Below are 16,693 nucleotides of genomic sequence, written 5' to 3'. Positions count from 1 at the left end.
TATTTAAAAATTTTGATCTGGTGCGATGGCTTCTAAGCTTTGTCATTTATCCACACGCCAGTTGTGGTCTGAATGCCAAACCTTAGGGGTCTCACTAGAATAACTTTTTAAAAGACATCAGGAAAATATAATACATGTCAATGTTTAATATCGTTCGTAAAGAATTCCAATTTGGTCAACACCAAGTTGTTTTAGAAACGGGTCGTGTTGCACGTCAAGCAAATTCAGTTTTAATCACAATGGGTGGTGTCACTGTGCTTGTTGCGGTGGTTGCACAGCCAAAAGCAAAAGCGGGTCAAGACTTTTTCCCGTTAACTGTGAATTATCAAGAAAAACAATATGCGGCGGGTCGTATCCCTGGTGGTTATGGCAAGCGTGAAGGCCGTGCTTCTGAAGCAGAGACTCTAATTTCTCGTTTGATTGACCGTCCAATTCGTCCATTGTTCCCAGAAGGTTATTTCAACGAAATCCAAGTCACAGCAACAGTTGTGTCTTCTGACAAAACCATGGATGCTGATATTGCTGCAATGTTGGGTACATCTGCTGCATTGTCGATTGCAGGCACACCTTTCCGTGGTCCAATTGGTGGCGCACGTGTTGGTTTGATCAATGGTGAATATGTTCTTAACCCAACGTTAGAACAACTTGCACAATCTGATCTTGATCTTGTGGTTGCAGGTACAGAGTCAGCAGTGTTAATGGTTGAATCTGAAGCGAAAGAACTTTCAGAAGACCAAATGTTAGGCGCAGTACTTTTCGGTCATGACGAAATGCAAATTGCTGTACAAGCAATCAAAGAATTTGCTGCAGCTGTTGGTGCGAAAGAATCAGAGTGGGTTGCTCCAACTAAAAATGAAGCGCTTCTTGAGCAATTAAAAGCAGCTTTCGAAGCGAAAATCTCTGAAGCATATACCATTGCGGTTAAACAAGATCGTTATGCAGCACTTGATGCACTATATGCAGAAGCTGTAGCTCAGTTCGTTCCAGAAAATGACGAAACTGGTATTGCTGATGAAGTCAACGAATTATTTGAAGACCTTAAATACCGTACAGTACGTGACAACATCTTGTCTGGCAAGCCACGTATTGATGGTCGTGATACAAAAACTGTTCGTGCTATCGACGTTCAGGTTGGCGTGCTGGGCCGTGCCCATGGTTCAGCATTGTTTACCCGTGGCGAAACTCAGGCACTTGTGACTGCAACTCTGGGTAACACACGTGATGCGTTGATGGTTGATACCTTGGCTGGTACCAAAACTGACAACTTCATGTTGCATTATAACTTTCCTGCATACTCTGTAGGTGAAACAGGTCGTGAATCTGGTCCTAAACGCCGTGAAATCGGTCATGGCCGTTTGGCGCGTCGTGGTGTACAGGCGGTACTTCCTCCAGTTGACCGTTTCCCGTATGTGTTACGTGTGGTTTCAGACATTACTGAATCAAATGGTTCATCTTCTATGGCGTCTGTATGTGGTGCTTCGCTTGCACTGATGGATGCGGGTGTTCCGCTTAAAGCACCAGTTGCGGGTATCGCAATGGGCTTAGTGAAAGAAGGTGAGCGTTTTGCAGTACTTTCAGACATCTTAGGTGACGAAGACCATCTGGGTGATATGGACTTTAAAGTAGCAGGTTCTGCAAACGGTATTACTGCGCTTCAAATGGACATCAAGATCGAAGGTATTACTGAAGAGATCATGGAAGTTGCATTAAACCAAGCTTTTGCTGGTCGTATGCATATCCTGAATGAAATGAATAAAGTCATTTCACGTGCTCGCGCAGAAATCAGTGCGAATGCACCGACTTTCGAGGTGATTAACATCAATCCAGACAAGATTCGTGATGTCATTGGTAAAGGTGGTGCTACCATTCGTGCCATTACAGAAGAGACTAAAGCTGCGATTGATATCGAAGACAATGGTACAGTTCGTGTATTTGGTGAAACGAAAGCTGCTGCTCGTGCTGCGATTGCAAAAATTCAGGCACTGACTGCTGAAGTTGAGCCAGGTACAATCTATACAGGTAAAGTGATTCGTATCGTTGAATTTGGTGCATTCGTGAATATCTTGCCAGGTACGGACGGTTTGCTTCACATTTCGCAAATTTCAAATGAACGTATTGCCAACGTGACTGACGTGTTAAAAGAAGGTCAGGAACTTAAGGTTCAGGTTGCCGATGTTGATAACCGTGGTCGTATCAAGTTGACCATGAAAGACATCGAACAAGCGTAATCGCTGCAATCGACTGACAAAAAGCTCGCCTTGTGTGGGCTTTTTTATGGCATGATATTCTTGGGATTTAGATGAATATCATGGTTATGCAGCTTTATTATTTTTATCGTCATAACAGTGAAAATACGATTTTTATTAGCGTGGACCAACAAACAGAACATACGCTTGAGTTTTTATGGGTTGATAGTTTGAGACAGGATTTGGTCAACCATACAGAATCCTGGCAGAAGAATGTCTATGAACACACAGGACTGGTTCTGAATGAGTTTCATCTGCGCGACCTACTCAATATTGAACATCCGTGTGCTTTCGACAGTGTTGAGGAATATGACCTGCTGGTGTTCCGCAAACTGATTAGCCCAGACGACCAGATTTATGAAAGTGACAGTCCACTGGAATCCCATGAAAGTGTTTTTGGCCTGGCCACCACACCAGTGAGTTTTATCCTCACGCCGAATGTCCTGGTCAGTTTAAGGGAGCAGGGCAATAAGGCGATGGAAAGCTATATTCAACGTATCCAGACCATTATGGGGCGGGCGATTGAGGAACAAAATAAACCCCGTAAATTACCAAGTACACCTGCTGATTTATCACTTCGTTTATTAAACAGTATGATTGATGGCTACCTCAATCTGCGCACCCCATTAACACGACGTGTTGAATACTGGCAGCAACAGTTATTGCAAGGAAATCGTCGATTTAAACAATGGCATCAGTTGTTTCATGAAGATATGGCATTTCAGCAGATTGAAAACCTGTGTGAGGAACAGATTGAAACCTTGCAAGAGTTTCGGGATGAGCTTGTAGATAATTATCATCATGTGGTCAGTGAACATAAACACAAAACCCAGGACATTCTTCTGGTTCGGCTGAATGACTTGATGAGCCATGTGGAGCGTGTGCAAAAGCATACCTTACGCTTGAGAAACGCCATTCAATCAGCCATTGATTTACACTTTTCGGCTATTGCGAATCAGACCAATGAAAATATGCGGATTTTGGCGATCATCACCGCCGTATTCGCACCCCTGACCTTGCTGACGGGAATTTATGGAATGAACTTTGAGTTTATTCCAGGATTAAAGTCCCCTGTCGGGTTCTGGATCATGCTGGCGGTGATGTTATTAAGCACAGTGCTGTTGCTGTATTATTTCTATCAGCAGCATCTGGTGGGGCGGGGTGAGCGTAGTGTGATTGACCTGCTGGCGCAGCAGCATAAACAACGCAACTTGAACCTGCTCTGGTTTCTGGACTATGAACCGATTAAACAAACCCTCAAAGAGGTTGAGAAAATGACTAAACTAAAATAAAGCGTTTAGTCATATATAAAGATGTTGCCTTAATGAAAATGTTTTAACTGCTTGCGGAGTTGCTGCACTTCATCAATCAGGTCCAGCATCACCGCAACCGCAGATAGACTGGCATCAAAGTCACGCTGTAAACGGTAGGCACGACGGGCGCGGGCAACATCTTCACCAATGAACTGGTGGCTTTGTGGATCAACTTGAATCTGCAAAATATCGTAGTCGATCAGCTTGAGTACCCAGTCGGTGCTTTGACCACAGACTTCGGCAAAGTGTTCGAGATCAAGTGCCAATTGTTCATCAATGATTTCAACTTGGCAGTGACCATCATATTGAATTTCTTTGTATTGAATAGTTGTCATGATCTTACTCCTTATGAGGCACGAGGTCTGAATGAAGCAAAAGCATCTGCAAACTGTTGATAAGCTTGTTGCTCTTGTTCGCTGTGTGCTGGTGGTAAAACAATATTAATAATTAGATATAAATGCCCTGCAGTTTTATTTGGTATCCCTTTATCTTTGAGACGTAATTGTTGTCCATTTTTGGCATTTTTAGGTAAATTGACTTTGAGTTGGCCTGCGGGAGTATTGACTTCAATGCTTTGTCCTAGAGCTGCTTCCCACGGAGTTACATCAATAGTTTGATAGACATCAGCCCCTTCAATACGAATGCGGTCGGTATCTTTATATTGGATTTCAATATAAAGATCACCATTTTCACCGCCATTGATGCCACTTTGTCCTTGACCATTTAAGCGAATTTGCTGACCTTCTTTCATTCCTTTTGGAATCTTAACCTGCAAGGTTTTTCGCTGTATTTCAGGCTCACCATAGGCATTGTAGGTCGGAATCTGTAGGGTAATTTGCTGGGTTGAACCGTGATAGGCAATATCTAAGTCAACTTGAATGCTGGCATGCTGGTCTTCGCCCTTGTAACTGCGTTGCTGGCGTTGCGAACGCTGCTGCCCGCCACCAAACCCTGCGCCAAAACGGCCAAACAAGTCTTCAAAACCACTAAAGTCTGCACCCCCATCGCCTGAACTTTGGCGATAGAACTGGGAACCGTCAAAACCACCCGTGCCTTGACCAAATCCGCCTGCACCCTGACCAAAGCCAGCAAAACCCTGTGGATGATCCAGCATCTGGTCATATTCAGCCTTTTTAGTGGCATCACCCAAGGTATCGTAGGCGACATTAATCGCCTGCATTTTGGCTTCAGCATCTGCCTCTTTACTAATATCTGGATGATATTTCTTTGCCAGTTTACGATATGCTTTTTTGATTTCGTCTGCTGAGGCATCTCTTGAAACACCGAGCTCTTCATAATAATTTTTTGCCATGATCTTAAATATAATAATGAGATGTTTCTTTTATTATGAAGCGAATTGCCAAGATTTCAATAGGCTGGATTGTATAAGACTTGTTTTGTTGTTTTGGAAAAAATGCCAGCACTTTGGCTTGGCTGACACCGATCATGATATCCATTGGGCTATAACTTTAACTGAGATAGAGTTTTGGATAAATGCCTTATCCAGTAGACCTTAACGTAAAATAAAAAAAGACGGCAGCCCGTCTTTTTTTATGAGAAAAATCAATTAACTCAAATGTTCACCAAATAAGGCCAAAGCCTCTTCGGCGGTAAATTCATAGCGTGCATTACAGAACTGGCAATCCATCTGAATTGGATTCTGTGCTTCCAGCGTTTCGTGTACCGCATCCACCCCAATCTGGATCAGGGCATTGGCACAGCGTGCTTTGGAACAAGTACAGCCAAACTTTAATTGCTCAACATCAGGTAAACGTACCTCTTCCTCGTTATACAAACGATAGAGAATTTCATTGGCTGGTAGGTCGGTTAGCTCTTCTGGTTTTAGTGTTTCAGTCAGCATGGTCAGACGTGGCCATAAGTCCTCATCCACCAGTTTCTGTTCTTCCTCATTATTGCGCGGAAGCAACTGAATCAGTAAGCCACCCGAATGTTTACTGTTGGTTGCCAGAACAATATGTGTTGGAATCTGTGCAGACAGGTCATAATACTGCATCAGGCAACCTGCCAGTGTCGGTTGATCCAGTGGTACAATCCCCTGATAGCGTTCGCCATGCTCAGGCTCGATATTGATAAATAGAACAGGACTGCTGAGTGACGCAAGTACAGTACGGCTATCCGACCCCTCTACAAATCTTGGGTCATCTTCATAATCCGCTAGTGCGCGCACTTCACCCAAGTGGTTGCATTCCGCCATTGCCCACTTGAATGTGCCATTGGCCTGAATTTGCAGGCTGATACGACCACGTATTTTAAGCGTGCTTGCCAGTAAGGCGGTGGCGCTGAGCATTTCACCCAGCAGGCTTTGCACCGCAGGCATATATTCACGTTGTGCCAGAATGGTTTGCAGTGTTTCTTCCAAATGAACCACCTCACCACGAACAGGGCAGTCTTCAATATAAAAGCGTTGGCGTAAATCAGACATCTTTTTCTCCAGTATTCCGTACAGCGCACAAACAACGCTTTGACTTGCCAAGTTTGAAAGACTTCACAAGTGGGTGAATGGCGGTATGCAGTCAATAATGGTGGCGCTTTACCAAAACTCAAGATGTTTCATGCGGCGATTTTGCATCAGTCTGTGTCACCTGATCATCAGGCAAGCATTCTGGAGAAATAATTTTTATGTTTTCAAATAAATACTCAAGTTCAGCAAGTGCATTGGGATAATGGTCCATTGTTGCATACTGATCATGAGACCAGAGCGACTGATTCAGCAACTGTTGATCCTGCTGCTGGAACTGGCTGATTTGTACCTGTGCATCCGCAGTTGAACATCCAGTTTCAATCAGTGCCTGTTGGGCCATATCCACAGAAGATAAATAGGTTTCACGCCAAACATGCTGAATGCCCAAATCATGCAGTAAATGGGCATGATGACGGTCACGCGCACGTACCAGCAAGCTCAGGTCTGGATAATTTAGGCGAAGATGCCGTGCAAGGTTCATGCTGTCCTCAACATCATCAATGGCAACAATCAGCAACTTGCAATATTCAATACCTGCCGCACGCAGATTTTCGACTTTGGTGACATCGGCATCCAGAAAATGGTGTCCATATTGTTCAATAAAGTCGGCATCGGGCTGGTTGCTGTCTATCACGCTGAACTGTCTGCCCTGTGCATGTAGGGCGCGTGCAACGACTTGTCCAAAACGTCCAAAACCCACAATCAGAATGGGATGCTGTGGCACATCCTGAATAGGTGCAGGCGTTTTTTTCTGTATCAGGGGTAAGATTTTGGCATTCATTAGCCAATACAGCAGTGGGGTGAGCAGCATCGAGCCAAATATGATCAGCAAGGTCGGTTGCAAAATCTCTTTGTTGAGTAACTGTTCGGTTTCTGCGATTTTTAGCAGAATAAAAGACAGTTCCCCGCTTTGTGCCAGCAGGATGGGCAGTCCAAGGCTGAACTTGGCAGAACGGTGCTGATAATAACTGCATACCGCAATCACAACGGTTTTAATCAGCAACAATCCAAGAATGGAACTCAGAATGAATAAAGGTGACTGTAGCAGGGGAGTCAAGGAAAGTCCCAGTCCTATGGCAAGGAACAACAACCCGATTGCCGCATCTTTAAAAGGGGAAATAATCCGTTCAACCTCTACCTTAAACTCAGTCTCTGCCAGTAAGATGCCTGCCAGAAAAGCGCCAATCAGTGTATGGATGTTGAGAATATCTATGATTAAAAGCACTGAGAGAACAATCAATAATCCCAGAACTGGAATCAGCTCAATACTATGGCGATGTGCCAAAAAGCGAAAGGCAGGACGAACCAGATAACGGCTTGCGAGAAACAAGCCTGAAATGGTAGCAATAATCGCAGCGAAATAGGCGATTCCATGCTGGGTTGATGCGGTGTCTTCCAGTAGGGGAAACAAGCCAATCAGAACCACTGCAAACAAGCTGTGTAACTGTAGGCTGGATAGTGCAGTCTGCCCCAATTTACTGTTGATTTGTATTTTATTTTGAAGCAGTTGCTGTACAAGGGTGATGCATGACAGGGCAAGTGCAAAGCCCAGAATCATACTTTTTAGAAAATCCTGTAGGATGAAAAAACTGGCACTGACCAAGAAAATAATGCTAAGTAGCGTTGGCAATCCACTATTGATCATCAGATTATGGCGCTGTCCCCAGAGTTGTTGCGGTTTAAAGGCAAAGCCCAGAAACAACATCAACATGATCATGCCCAAGTCAGTCAATTGACTGATTAGCCTTGCATCATTAATCAGATTGAAAACACCAGAACCCAGCAATAGCCCTGCGATGAGATAACCCAAAATAGAGGTTGAGGCATAGCGTTTTGCCAATGGTGCAAAGATTAAGGTCGCAAGCGATAACAAAATGATTTGTAGCAGTAAGGACATCTAATGCCTCAAATTTTTATGTTTCTCATATTCAGCTCTAACTAAACTCCTGTGGGTCTACATCAATCGACAGTCTCAGTTGATGCTGACGAGGTAAATGTACCACTTGTTGCCACCATTGACGTAAATAAAAATGCAGTTTTGCCCGATCAGCAGACAAAATCACCATGTGTGCCCGATAACGGCCTGCTTTACGTTCCATCGGTGCAGGAATAGGCCCCCAAATATCAACACTGTCTGTTGCCATCACTCTGAATTGCTGGGCAATCTCAGACAGGAATTGCTGACTATATTCTCTATCTTTGGATTCAACCCGAACCAGTGCAGCATAACGATAGGGCGGCAATAACGCTATTTTGCGATCAGCCAGCATTTGTTTTGCAACGGTTCGGTAATCATGTTCAATCAGTGTGGTCAGCATCGGATGATCTGGACGCAAACTTTGCAAATAAACACTGCCTTTATGCTCACCACGACCAGCACGGCCCGCAACCTGAACAATCAACTGGGCAGTACGCTCTGGCGCACGGATATCCACACTTAATAAACCTGCATCAATATCTAGAATGGCAACTAGGGTGACGTGGGGGAAATGATGTCCTTTTGCCAGCATTTGCGTACCCAGCAAAATCGTGGGTTTGTTTTGCTGAATGCGGTCATAAATCTTCTGCCAGCTTCCCACCCGACTGGTGCTGTCGCGGTCAACCCGAATCACATCGTGATGCGGAAAAAGCTCATTCAAGTGTTCCTCAACTTTTGCTGTGCCCGCACCCAGACTTTTCAGCGTGTGTTGCTGACATTCAGGGCAGTGCTCAGGCAAACGGTGAATGGTACCGCAATGATGACAATGCAAATAATGATAGGGTTGTGAATGCACAGTAAAGTGGGCATCGCAATGTGGGCAATTGGCCTGCCAGCCACAGCTTTCACAGATCAGCACGGGCGCATAGCCACGACGGTTGAGAAAGATCAGTACCTGTTCCTTGCGTTCCAATGTCTGCCTGATTTGCTCAATCAGGGGCTGACTGATGCCATGCTGTTTTTTTGCCACTTTCAGGTCAATCACATGCATCTTGGGCAGGCTTGCAACACCAGCACGTTGGTTTAATTCAAGTAAATGCAATTTACCTGACTCGACTAAGTGGTAGCTATCAATACTTGGTGTGGCTGACCCCAAAATTACGGGACATTGTTGCAGATGCCCCCGATAGAGTGCCACATCACGGGCATGGTAACGAAAACCCTCTTGTTGCTTATAGGAAAGATCATGTTCTTCATCCAGAATAATCAGGCCAAGACGGGGCAATGGCGTGTAAATTGCTGAGCGTGTGCCAATCACAATTGAAGTTTTACCCGTCTGGGCATGTTGCCAGGCCTGTAGGCGTTTTGAGTCATTCAGGCCTGAATGCAGCAAGGCTACATCACAGTGAAAGCGAGACTTAAAACGTGCAACGGTTTGCGGGGTCAGGCCAATTTCAGGCACCAGCACCAGCACCTGTTTGCCCTGTTTTAACACCTCATACATGACCTGCAAATAAACTTCAGTTTTACCACTGCCTGTTAAGCCATCCAGTAAAAAAGCCTGATAGTGATGCAGCGATTTTAAAATTTGTTCAATGGCTTGCTTTTGGTCTGGATTGGCTGTGAGTGGCATTTGTGCCAACTGTACAGGCATAGGCGTGAAATCATGCGGTTCAAGCTGACATTGCACCAGCCCCTTTTTTTCCAGTGCCTTCAGTGTGGCGGTTTCCACGCCGCTCAAGTTTAAAATATTCTCTGTGGTTCCGTGTGGATGCAGCTTCAGAATCTGGTAAGCATCATATTGTTTTTGCGAGCGTTTCAATAAGCCATTAGGGTCATCATGTGGAATGACTTTCCATTGATGAAACAGGATGTCCAGGGCGCGGCCTTGCCTGAGTAAGGTGGGTAAGGCGCTTTGTATGACTTCGCCAATTGGAAATTGGTAATATTGTGCTGACCATGTCAATAAAGTTAAAACTTTTTGGTCTAGAATCGCTTCATTATCGAGTAATTCCGTGATCGCCTTAAGCTTGAATTGACCTGTAAATGCCTCGTTTGGGTCAAGCTTTTCAGTGATGATACCAATGAGATTCTGCCGCCCGAAAGAAACCGCAACCCGTGCGCCAACCTGTGCCTGTGGATACTGCTCTGCACTGAGCGTATAGTCAAACGTGTCATAAATATAGACAGGAATGGCGACCCGAATACGGTAAACAACGGCGCTGGAATTTTGGTTCGGCATATTAGGCTTCAATCAGGTGTAAAATGGCATGACTGCATGTTGTTGAATTATGCTAAAGTGCTGTGCATTATGTCGATGAATTTCTTGCGGAACACTGGTTCCCCATCTCATACACGGATATAACGGTAACGACAACTATTTTGGGATAATTAGAACAGAACCATGCCTGCTTATCAATTTACTGCGCTTGATGCTTCAGGAAAGCAACATAAAGGTGTGCTTGAGGGAGATTCCGCGCGCCAAATCCGTCAACAGTTACGAGATAAAGCATGGACACCGATTGCGGTCGATGCGGTTGAACAAAAAGACAAACAGCAACAGCGCTCATGGTTTAGAAAGGGTTTTGGTGCCTATGATTTGGCGTTGATGACCCGTCAGCTTTCAGTGCTGGTTGCGGCAGGTATTCCGCTGGAAGAAGCCTTGCGTGCGGTCAGTAAACAAAGCGAAAAGGCCCATGTGCAAAACCTGTTAATTGCCGTGCGTTCTAAAGTGCTGGAAGGCCATTCACTGGCTCAGGCCATGCAGCAATCAGGTCGTTTTCCTGAGTTGTATATTGCTACGGTTGCGGCAGGGGAGCGTTCGGGGCATCTGGACCTGATTTTAGACCAGCTTTCAGACTACACTGAAAACCGCTTTGCCATGCAGAAGAAAATTCAGGGCGCGATGATCTACCCGATTATCCTGATGCTGATGTCATTTGGGATTGTGATGGGCTTGATGACCTACGTCGTGCCAGAAATCGTCAAAACTTTTGAGCAAAGCAAGGAAGCCTTGCCGTGGATTACGGTTCTGCTGATGAAAGCCAGTACCTTTATTCGCCATACCTGGATAGGAATGCTGATCCTTGCCGTAATCGCAATTATCCTATTTACCCGCTTTCTCAGAACCACAGCAGGGCATTATGCCTTTGACCGTTTAACGCTCAAGTTGCCACTGTTTGGTAAACTTTCACGTGGTATAAATGCAGCGCGTTTTGCCAGTACGCTGTCAATCCTGACCCGTTCGGGCGTACCTTTGGTTGAGGCTTTACGCATTGGCGCGGAAGTGAGTAATAACTGGGTGATTCGCGATGCGATTGAAGTGGCGATGGAACGTGTAACAGAAGGTGGTAATTTGGCAACACAATTGGAGCGTTGCGGTTATTTCCCACCAATGATGGTACAAATGATTCGGAGTGGTGAAGCTTCGGGTGAACTGGACCGCATGCTGGATCGGGCATCGACCATGCAGGATCGGGAAGTTAGCACCTTTATCTCCACCTTGCTGGCATTGCTGGAGCCGCTGATGCTGGTCTTTATGGCAGCCATTGTGTTGGTGATTGTGATTGCGGTCATGTTGCCAATTATTAATATGAATAATATGATCTAGGAAATTTGATGTTTGAGATGAAAATGAATAATTCAGTGAGTGAACAGCATTCTAAGCATAATCCTAATTCTGCTACTCGAAGCACAGCTTCTCGCCTTGCGGCAGGGTCGAGCGTTGCTCGACTTAATCCTGCCTCAGGCTTTACACTCATTGAAGTGATGGTGGTGATTGTAATTTTAGGTGTATTGGCTGCGCTGATTGTACCCAATGTGATGGGGCGTGGTGAAAAAGCCAAAGTAGATACCACCAGTATTACCTTAAAAGGTGTTGCAGGTGCTTTGGATCAATATAAATTAGATAATGGCCGTTATCCAAGCATGCAGGATGGTGGCTTGGATGCATTGGTGAATCAACCTGCTTCTGCAAAGAACTGGTTGCCAGGTGGTTATGTCAAAGGCGGCTATCCAAAAGACAGTTGGGAAAATGATTTACAGTATGTAATTCCAGGCCGTGAAGGCCGTGCATTTGATTTATATTCCTTTGGTGCGGATGGTAAAGAAGGCGGCGAGGGTAATGATGCCGATATTTATTATCAGCCATAATAACTAATCAAAAATATCACTTCACTTTTTAAATAAAATAAATCAGGAGTGAAGTGATAATGTTTCTTAGTTCGTAAATAAAATATAATACTTTGAAAAATATAGAACTATTAAAATAGATGATATTTGAGAGTTATAATAAGAATTATTTCCATATTTAATAGTTACAAGAAATAGAAACTATGTAGGGAAATAGACTTTCTCTTTATATCGAAGCTTTGCATAATAAATTCAGACCATTTAAATCAAGTATGGAGTCATCAGATGAAAGCATTTTTTATGTTGGATGAACTGAATCAGTTTCATTGGACAATGCTTAAGTCTGTGTTGTTCATTTTAAGCCTGTTGCCCATCAGTGAGGGTGCCTTAAGCCTTTGGCAGACCACAGAGGGCAGTAGCCAGATTATGATTGGCTTTTTTGCATTGAGCATGTTGAGCGCATGGTTTGTACTGTGTTTCCTAAGTGCCTTAAAAACAACAGTATGGGATAATCAGGAGATGATTTCCAAATATGAGCAATTGTTGTTTAAGGCCTACCGCTATATTCCGATGTTATTTTTATCGAGTCTGGTTGCATATTTATCAGTACACTTAACATTGGCCTTGTAATTCAAGTGCTAATCTAGGATTGAAAAAGAGCGTTGATTTACAACGCTCTTTTTTATTACCGCCGTGATTTAAAGGAAACATCAACTTTACGTGGACGATAAATCCAGCCTACAACCAATAGAAGAATGGAGAAGATCAGAATAGGATAATCGCTGAAACGACTATATAAGGTTTTTCCCTGCATTGCAGGTAAATCACCACGTAATACAAACGCCTCATCCAAAGGTGCCTGTTTCACGATATGGCCATTGTGGTCAATAAACGCAGTCACGCCTGTATTGGTGGCGCGAATAAACCAGCGACCATTTTCCTTGGCGCGCATTTGCACCATTTGTAGATGTTGCCAAGGTCCAGCCGTTCCTGTAAACCAGGCATCATTTGAAACCGTGATTAAAAAGTCGCTATTCGATGCATTGCGGCGGGTGAGGTTCGGGTAGGCGACCTCATAGCAAATTGCGGCTGCGAGTGCATGACCTTTTACGATCAGTGGCTTCTGATTGGCTTCACCACGCGAGAAACCACTCATGCTGACATCGTTCTGCATGGCGGGCAGTACCCATTTCAACATGCCTGACAATGGAATGTACTCACCAAACGGCACTAAGCGTTGCTTTTTATACAGACCGTGAGAGTCGCTGCCCGAAGACATGAGGCTGTTGTAGTACAGTGGTTCACCCACCTGCTGTGATTTTGCCACGTCCCAATAGGGAATACCTGTGACCCATGCTGTATCTGTCTTTTTTGCCTGAGCTGCCATGGCCTCCAAAAATTCAGGAATATCGGTCTGGAACATTGGAATTGAAGATTCAGGCCAAACGATCAGGTCACGCCCCCATTCCGCACGGGTCAGGGTTGCATAAATCTCTAAAGTCTTGATCTGGTATTCAGTCAGCCATTTCAGATCTTGCGGAATATTGCCCTGAATCAGGGACACGCTCAGGGGCTTGGAGGCTTTGGGCTGAACAAACTGGATAAATCCAGCACCCCAGGCCCCTAGCACCAGCAAGGCGGAGGGAATGGCCCAAAACCAGCGTCGATTTAAAATTTCGACCAAAGCACATGCCAGCACGATGACCACAAATGAAACTGCATAAATACCAAATAAAGGTGCATAGCCATCCAGCAGCCGTTCAGTAAATGCGTATCCAGCAAACAACCATGGGAAACCTGTAAATACCCAGGTTTTTGCCCATTCAAACATCACCCAGAGCGGGGCAAAGGTGAGTGGTGTTTCTGGGAAAAAGCGACGGTACAGCCATGTTTGAAAAGCAGTAAATAAGCCCATTGCGGCTGCCATAAAGACAATCATCAGGATGCTTAAAAAGGCATTGGTATCGCCATAGGTATGGATGGAGGTGTAGAGCCAGAACGCGCCGACAAACCATAAACCAAAACCATAGGCCCAGCCCAGTGCAAAGGCCTGGCGTGGGTTACGTTGACGTAATACAGCATACAATAGTGCTGGTGATAGAATCGCCAACCACCAGAAATAATACGGTGCAAGTGCCAAGCTAAAGATTGCGCCTGAGATCAGGGCAATCAGCAGTGGAACAATAAAGGGGAGCTGTTTTTGTGGTTGAGATGGATTTAACAGCTTTTCAAAATAGCTTCTCATTGACGGACAGCTCGAATCAGATGAATAGTGCGTGCATCTGCTTCAATAATGGTAAATTGCCAATCTCCAAGCTCAATGGTTTGACCTTGTAAATCGCTCACTAAACCAATCTCTTGCAGTAGCAAACCGCCCATAGTTTCAACTTCATCATCAGAAAAATCTGCATCTAAAATAGTGTTGAAATGTTCAATGGGTGTAAGTGCTTGCACAATCCAGGTATTGGCTGTGGTTGGGTCATTGTCAGGTACGATATATAGCGCTTCTTCATCGGCAATATCGTGTTCATCTTCAATTTCACCAACGATCTCTTCGAGAATATCTTCAAGTGTCACCAGACCAGAGGTTGAGCCATACTCATCAATCACGATGGCAATATGGGTCTGGGTATTCTTTAACATGCGTAGCACCTGATCTGAGCGTGCACTTTCAGGCACAAATACAGGCTGGCGCATCAATGAACGAATATCGACTTTGATATTGCGCTCGGTCAAAAAAGGTAAAAGGTCTTTTGCTAATAAAATACCAACAACATTATCGCTTTGATCTGCTGAGAACACTGGGAAGCGTGAATGCGCTGAATCAATCAGCACATCCAAAATATCTAACAGTTGATCATCTTCTTGTAAGCTGATGATTGCAGTTCGAGGCGTCATGACTTCCCGAATTTTTGTTGCTGGTAGATCGAGAACACCCTCAAGCATAGCAACAGTATCTGGTTCTAAAAAACGACGTGAGTCTTGAACTAACCTGAGTAATTCATCGCGGGTTTCAGGTGCAGTACCTAACCACTTTCTTAAGCCACGCATACCCCACGACGGACTGGATTCCTCGACCATGATCTTTCCTAAAGACTCTCTATATCAATTAGATGATTTTCATCATACCGAAGAAAAAGCGGATATGCATTAATAAAACGATGCGAAAAATGTACAGTTTTTCAAAAAGCTGTTGATGATTTTTATCGACTTACTTTATGTTAAAGTGTGAATGTTAAAATATATGAGTATGATGATGTCTGAACAACCTCAACTTCCCACTGTTCAACTTAATACTAGAGGTTTACGTTGTCCTGAGCCTGTCATGATGTTGCATCAGGCTATCCGCAAGGCAAAGTCGGGTGATGTTGTGGAGGTGCTGGCAACCGACCCGTCAACCTCATGGGATATTCCAAAATTCTGTATGCATTTAGGGCATGAACTATTATTAAAAGAAGAAAGTCTCGATGAAAACAGTCACACTGAATATCGCTACTTGGTACAGAAAGGGTAGTCTGGATATTGAATTAAATTTGAGGAAATGGCCCAGTGAAATTAAAACAGCTTGAAAAACACATGTGGGTTTTTGAAACTTTGATTGATGAGGATATAGAGCAGCAATTTGATGAAGCATTGGAGTACTTGTCTCAAGGCAGTTTACTTGCATCAGAGCTGACTCTAACCAAGCTACTTTCTGAGTATCCCCAACATATTGATGCCTGGGTTCATCTTGGGTTGGTTTATGAATATTCTGGTCGAAAAATGGAATCTTATCTTGCTTTGCGTGAGGCTCATCGTATTGGATTGGCAGCATTTTCCACTACATTTAACTGGGATAAAGATTTATTAGAATGGGGCTTTATTGAGAACCGTCCATTTTTAAGGGCTTGCTTTAATTTAGCCTTACATTTGGCTAATACACCGATGGCTGTTGAAGCGGAGCAGATTTTTACAAGATTAGTGAAGATATCCCCAAATGATAATCAGGGAGCACGCTATCTGTTATTAAAACGCTTTCTTGAAACAGGGAATAAATTAAAATTGCAATGGCTGGATACCAAGTATCCAGAAGACCATAGCCCTGAATTTTTATATGGAAAAGTATTGTTTGCATTAATGCAGCAAGATATGGATAGAGCTAAAGCCACATTTTTTGAAGCAAAAGCTGCTTTTCCACTGGTTGCTCGAGAACTCAAGAAAAAACGTCATCCTAAACCTGCTGAATTTGAGGAGGGATATATCACTATGGGTGGGAAAGATCAGGCATTTGTTTACTGGAGAGAGTTTGGTCATCTTTGGGAATATGGAAGCCCCACTCATGAGTTTTTATTGGCCAATATATAGTCATGCTATGAATAAGCCCTGACATTTTGGCACAGGGCGATATATTTATTATGCTTCCTTGATCAGGCTATTTTTAAGCAAATTTTCAAACTTGGCTATCTCAGTAATTTCACGCCATTGAATATTCTGATGTTTGAGTTGCTTAAAAACCTTTCCTTTATCTGCATAAAAAGAAAAAATTGAGTTGATTTTAGCTCGAATGTTAAAAGAAACAAAGCCCCAATCTTTCAATCAGGGCTTTGAGTAATGACTATGATAA

Annotated in this window: 14 protein-coding genes; 7 read left to right on the top strand and 7 right to left on the bottom strand. The window is 44.0% G+C overall.

All coding sequences use genetic code 11. The annotated features are described in order from the left end of the window. Positions 1-140: 140 nt before the first annotated feature. On the top strand, positions 141-2,228 hold the full coding sequence (pnp, locus tag F967_RS12410) for a polyribonucleotide nucleotidyltransferase (protein ID WP_171062016.1): 2,088 nt from the start codon (positions 141-143) through the stop codon (positions 2,226-2,228). 86 nt (positions 2,229-2,314) lie between these two features. Then, positions 2,315-3,538, top strand: a complete 1,224-nt coding sequence (locus tag F967_RS12405) for a magnesium transporter CorA family protein (protein ID WP_034431284.1) — start codon at positions 2,315-2,317, stop codon at positions 3,536-3,538. Positions 3,539-3,567: 29 nt separating this feature from the next. Here the strand turns inward: F967_RS12405 and F967_RS12400 are convergent, their stop codons facing one another. The 5 genes from F967_RS12400 to F967_RS12380 form a co-directional block, all read right to left on the bottom strand. Beyond that, complete coding sequence (locus F967_RS12400) at positions 3,568-3,894, bottom strand: chaperone modulator CbpM (protein WP_004762240.1); 327 nt, start codon at positions 3,892-3,894, stop codon at positions 3,568-3,570. A gap of 11 nt (positions 3,895-3,905) precedes the next feature. Continuing rightward, positions 3,906-4,871, bottom strand: coding sequence for a DnaJ C-terminal domain-containing protein (locus tag F967_RS12395; RefSeq protein ID WP_004800236.1), 966 nt, complete (start codon positions 4,869-4,871; stop codon positions 3,906-3,908). 255 nt (positions 4,872-5,126) lie between these two features. Beyond that, positions 5,127-6,002 carry an Hsp33 family molecular chaperone HslO gene (locus F967_RS12390; protein WP_004800235.1) on the bottom strand — a complete coding sequence of 292 codons (876 nt, stop codon included), beginning with the start codon at positions 6,000-6,002 and terminating at the stop codon, positions 5,127-5,129. 118 nt (positions 6,003-6,120) lie between these two features. Then, complete coding sequence (locus F967_RS12385; RefSeq protein ID WP_004800232.1) at positions 6,121-7,938, bottom strand: cation:proton antiporter domain-containing protein; 1,818 nt, start codon at positions 7,936-7,938, stop codon at positions 6,121-6,123. A 37-nt stretch (positions 7,939-7,975) separates the two neighbouring features. Next, positions 7,976-10,201: a primosomal protein N' gene (locus tag F967_RS12380; RefSeq protein ID WP_004800231.1), complete on the bottom strand. Its 2,226-nt coding sequence runs from the start codon at positions 10,199-10,201 to the stop codon at positions 7,976-7,978. Positions 10,202-10,363: 162 nt separating this feature from the next. Between F967_RS12380 and gspF the strand changes: the two genes are divergently transcribed. From gspF to F967_RS12365, 3 genes are all read left to right on the top strand, one after another. Next, complete coding sequence (gspF, locus tag F967_RS12375; RefSeq protein WP_004756247.1) at positions 10,364-11,569, top strand: type II secretion system inner membrane protein GspF; 1,206 nt, start codon at positions 10,364-10,366, stop codon at positions 11,567-11,569. An 8-nt stretch (positions 11,570-11,577) separates the two neighbouring features. Beyond that, positions 11,578-12,111, top strand: coding sequence for a type II secretion system major pseudopilin GspG (gspG, locus tag F967_RS12370; protein WP_004800229.1), 534 nt, complete (start codon positions 11,578-11,580; stop codon positions 12,109-12,111). Positions 12,112-12,375: 264 nt separating this feature from the next. After that, the gene (locus F967_RS12365; protein WP_004762234.1) at positions 12,376-12,720 is read left to right on the top strand and encodes a hypothetical protein; all 345 of its coding nucleotides are present in this window, start codon (positions 12,376-12,378) and stop codon (positions 12,718-12,720) included. A gap of 55 nt (positions 12,721-12,775) precedes the next feature. Here the strand turns inward: F967_RS12365 and lnt are convergent, their stop codons facing one another. Both lnt and F967_RS12355 read right to left on the bottom strand, forming a co-directional pair. Then, positions 12,776-14,335: an apolipoprotein N-acyltransferase gene (gene lnt, locus F967_RS12360; RefSeq protein WP_004762232.1), complete on the bottom strand. Its 1,560-nt coding sequence runs from the start codon at positions 14,333-14,335 to the stop codon at positions 12,776-12,778. Then, entirely contained in the window at positions 14,332-15,171 is an 840-nt protein-coding gene (locus F967_RS12355; protein WP_004762230.1) for an HlyC/CorC family transporter, read from the bottom strand. The genes lnt and F967_RS12355 overlap by 4 nt, the downstream gene beginning before the upstream one ends. A 175-nt stretch (positions 15,172-15,346) precedes the next feature. Here F967_RS12355 and tusA point away from each other — a divergent pair, with 175 nt between their 5' ends. Both tusA and F967_RS12345 read left to right on the top strand, forming a co-directional pair. After that, the gene (gene tusA, locus F967_RS12350; RefSeq protein WP_004680654.1) at positions 15,347-15,604 is read left to right on the top strand and encodes a sulfurtransferase TusA; all 258 of its coding nucleotides are present in this window, start codon (positions 15,347-15,349) and stop codon (positions 15,602-15,604) included. Positions 15,605-15,639: 35 nt separating this feature from the next. Continuing rightward, a complete protein-coding gene (locus F967_RS12345) occupies positions 15,640-16,434 on the top strand; it encodes a tetratricopeptide repeat protein (RefSeq protein ID WP_004800226.1) in 795 nt (264 codons plus the stop codon). Positions 16,435-16,693 lie beyond the last annotated feature (259 nt).

Source organism: Acinetobacter sp. CIP 102637 (assembly GCF_000368425.1).
GTDB classification, from domain to species: domain Bacteria; phylum Pseudomonadota; class Gammaproteobacteria; order Pseudomonadales; family Moraxellaceae; genus Acinetobacter; species Acinetobacter parvus.
Note: the sequence above shows the minus strand (reverse complement) of the source record. Positions and strands in the feature narration are given on the sequence as shown.

Excerpts from the sequence above, each read along its gene's own strand:
- pnp (WP_171062016.1), top strand. The coding sequence starts at position 141 with ATGTTTAATATCGTTCGTAAAGAATTCCAATTTGGTCAACACCAAGTT.
- F967_RS12405 (WP_034431284.1), top strand. The coding sequence starts at position 2,315 with ATGCAGCTTTATTATTTTTATCGTCATAACAGTGAAAATACGATTTTT.
- F967_RS12400 (WP_004762240.1), bottom strand. The coding sequence starts at position 3,894 with ATGACAACTATTCAATACAAAGAAATTCAATATGATGGTCACTGCCAA.
- F967_RS12395 (WP_004800236.1), bottom strand. The coding sequence starts at position 4,871 with ATGGCAAAAAATTATTATGAAGAGCTCGGTGTTTCAAGAGATGCCTCA.
- F967_RS12390 (WP_004800235.1), bottom strand. The coding sequence starts at position 6,002 with ATGTCTGATTTACGCCAACGCTTTTATATTGAAGACTGCCCTGTTCGT.
- F967_RS12385 (WP_004800232.1), bottom strand. The coding sequence starts at position 7,938 with ATGTCCTTACTGCTACAAATCATTTTGTTATCGCTTGCGACCTTAATC.
- F967_RS12380 (WP_004800231.1), bottom strand. The coding sequence starts at position 10,201 with ATGCCGAACCAAAATTCCAGCGCCGTTGTTTACCGTATTCGGGTCGCC.
- gspF (WP_004756247.1), top strand. The coding sequence starts at position 10,364 with ATGCCTGCTTATCAATTTACTGCGCTTGATGCTTCAGGAAAGCAACAT.
- gspG (WP_004800229.1), top strand. The coding sequence starts at position 11,578 with ATGTTTGAGATGAAAATGAATAATTCAGTGAGTGAACAGCATTCTAAG.
- F967_RS12365 (WP_004762234.1), top strand. The coding sequence starts at position 12,376 with ATGAAAGCATTTTTTATGTTGGATGAACTGAATCAGTTTCATTGGACA.
- lnt (WP_004762232.1), bottom strand. The coding sequence starts at position 14,335 with ATGAGAAGCTATTTTGAAAAGCTGTTAAATCCATCTCAACCACAAAAA.
- F967_RS12355 (WP_004762230.1), bottom strand. The coding sequence starts at position 15,171 with ATGGTCGAGGAATCCAGTCCGTCGTGGGGTATGCGTGGCTTAAGAAAG.
- tusA (WP_004680654.1), top strand. The coding sequence starts at position 15,347 with ATGTCTGAACAACCTCAACTTCCCACTGTTCAACTTAATACTAGAGGT.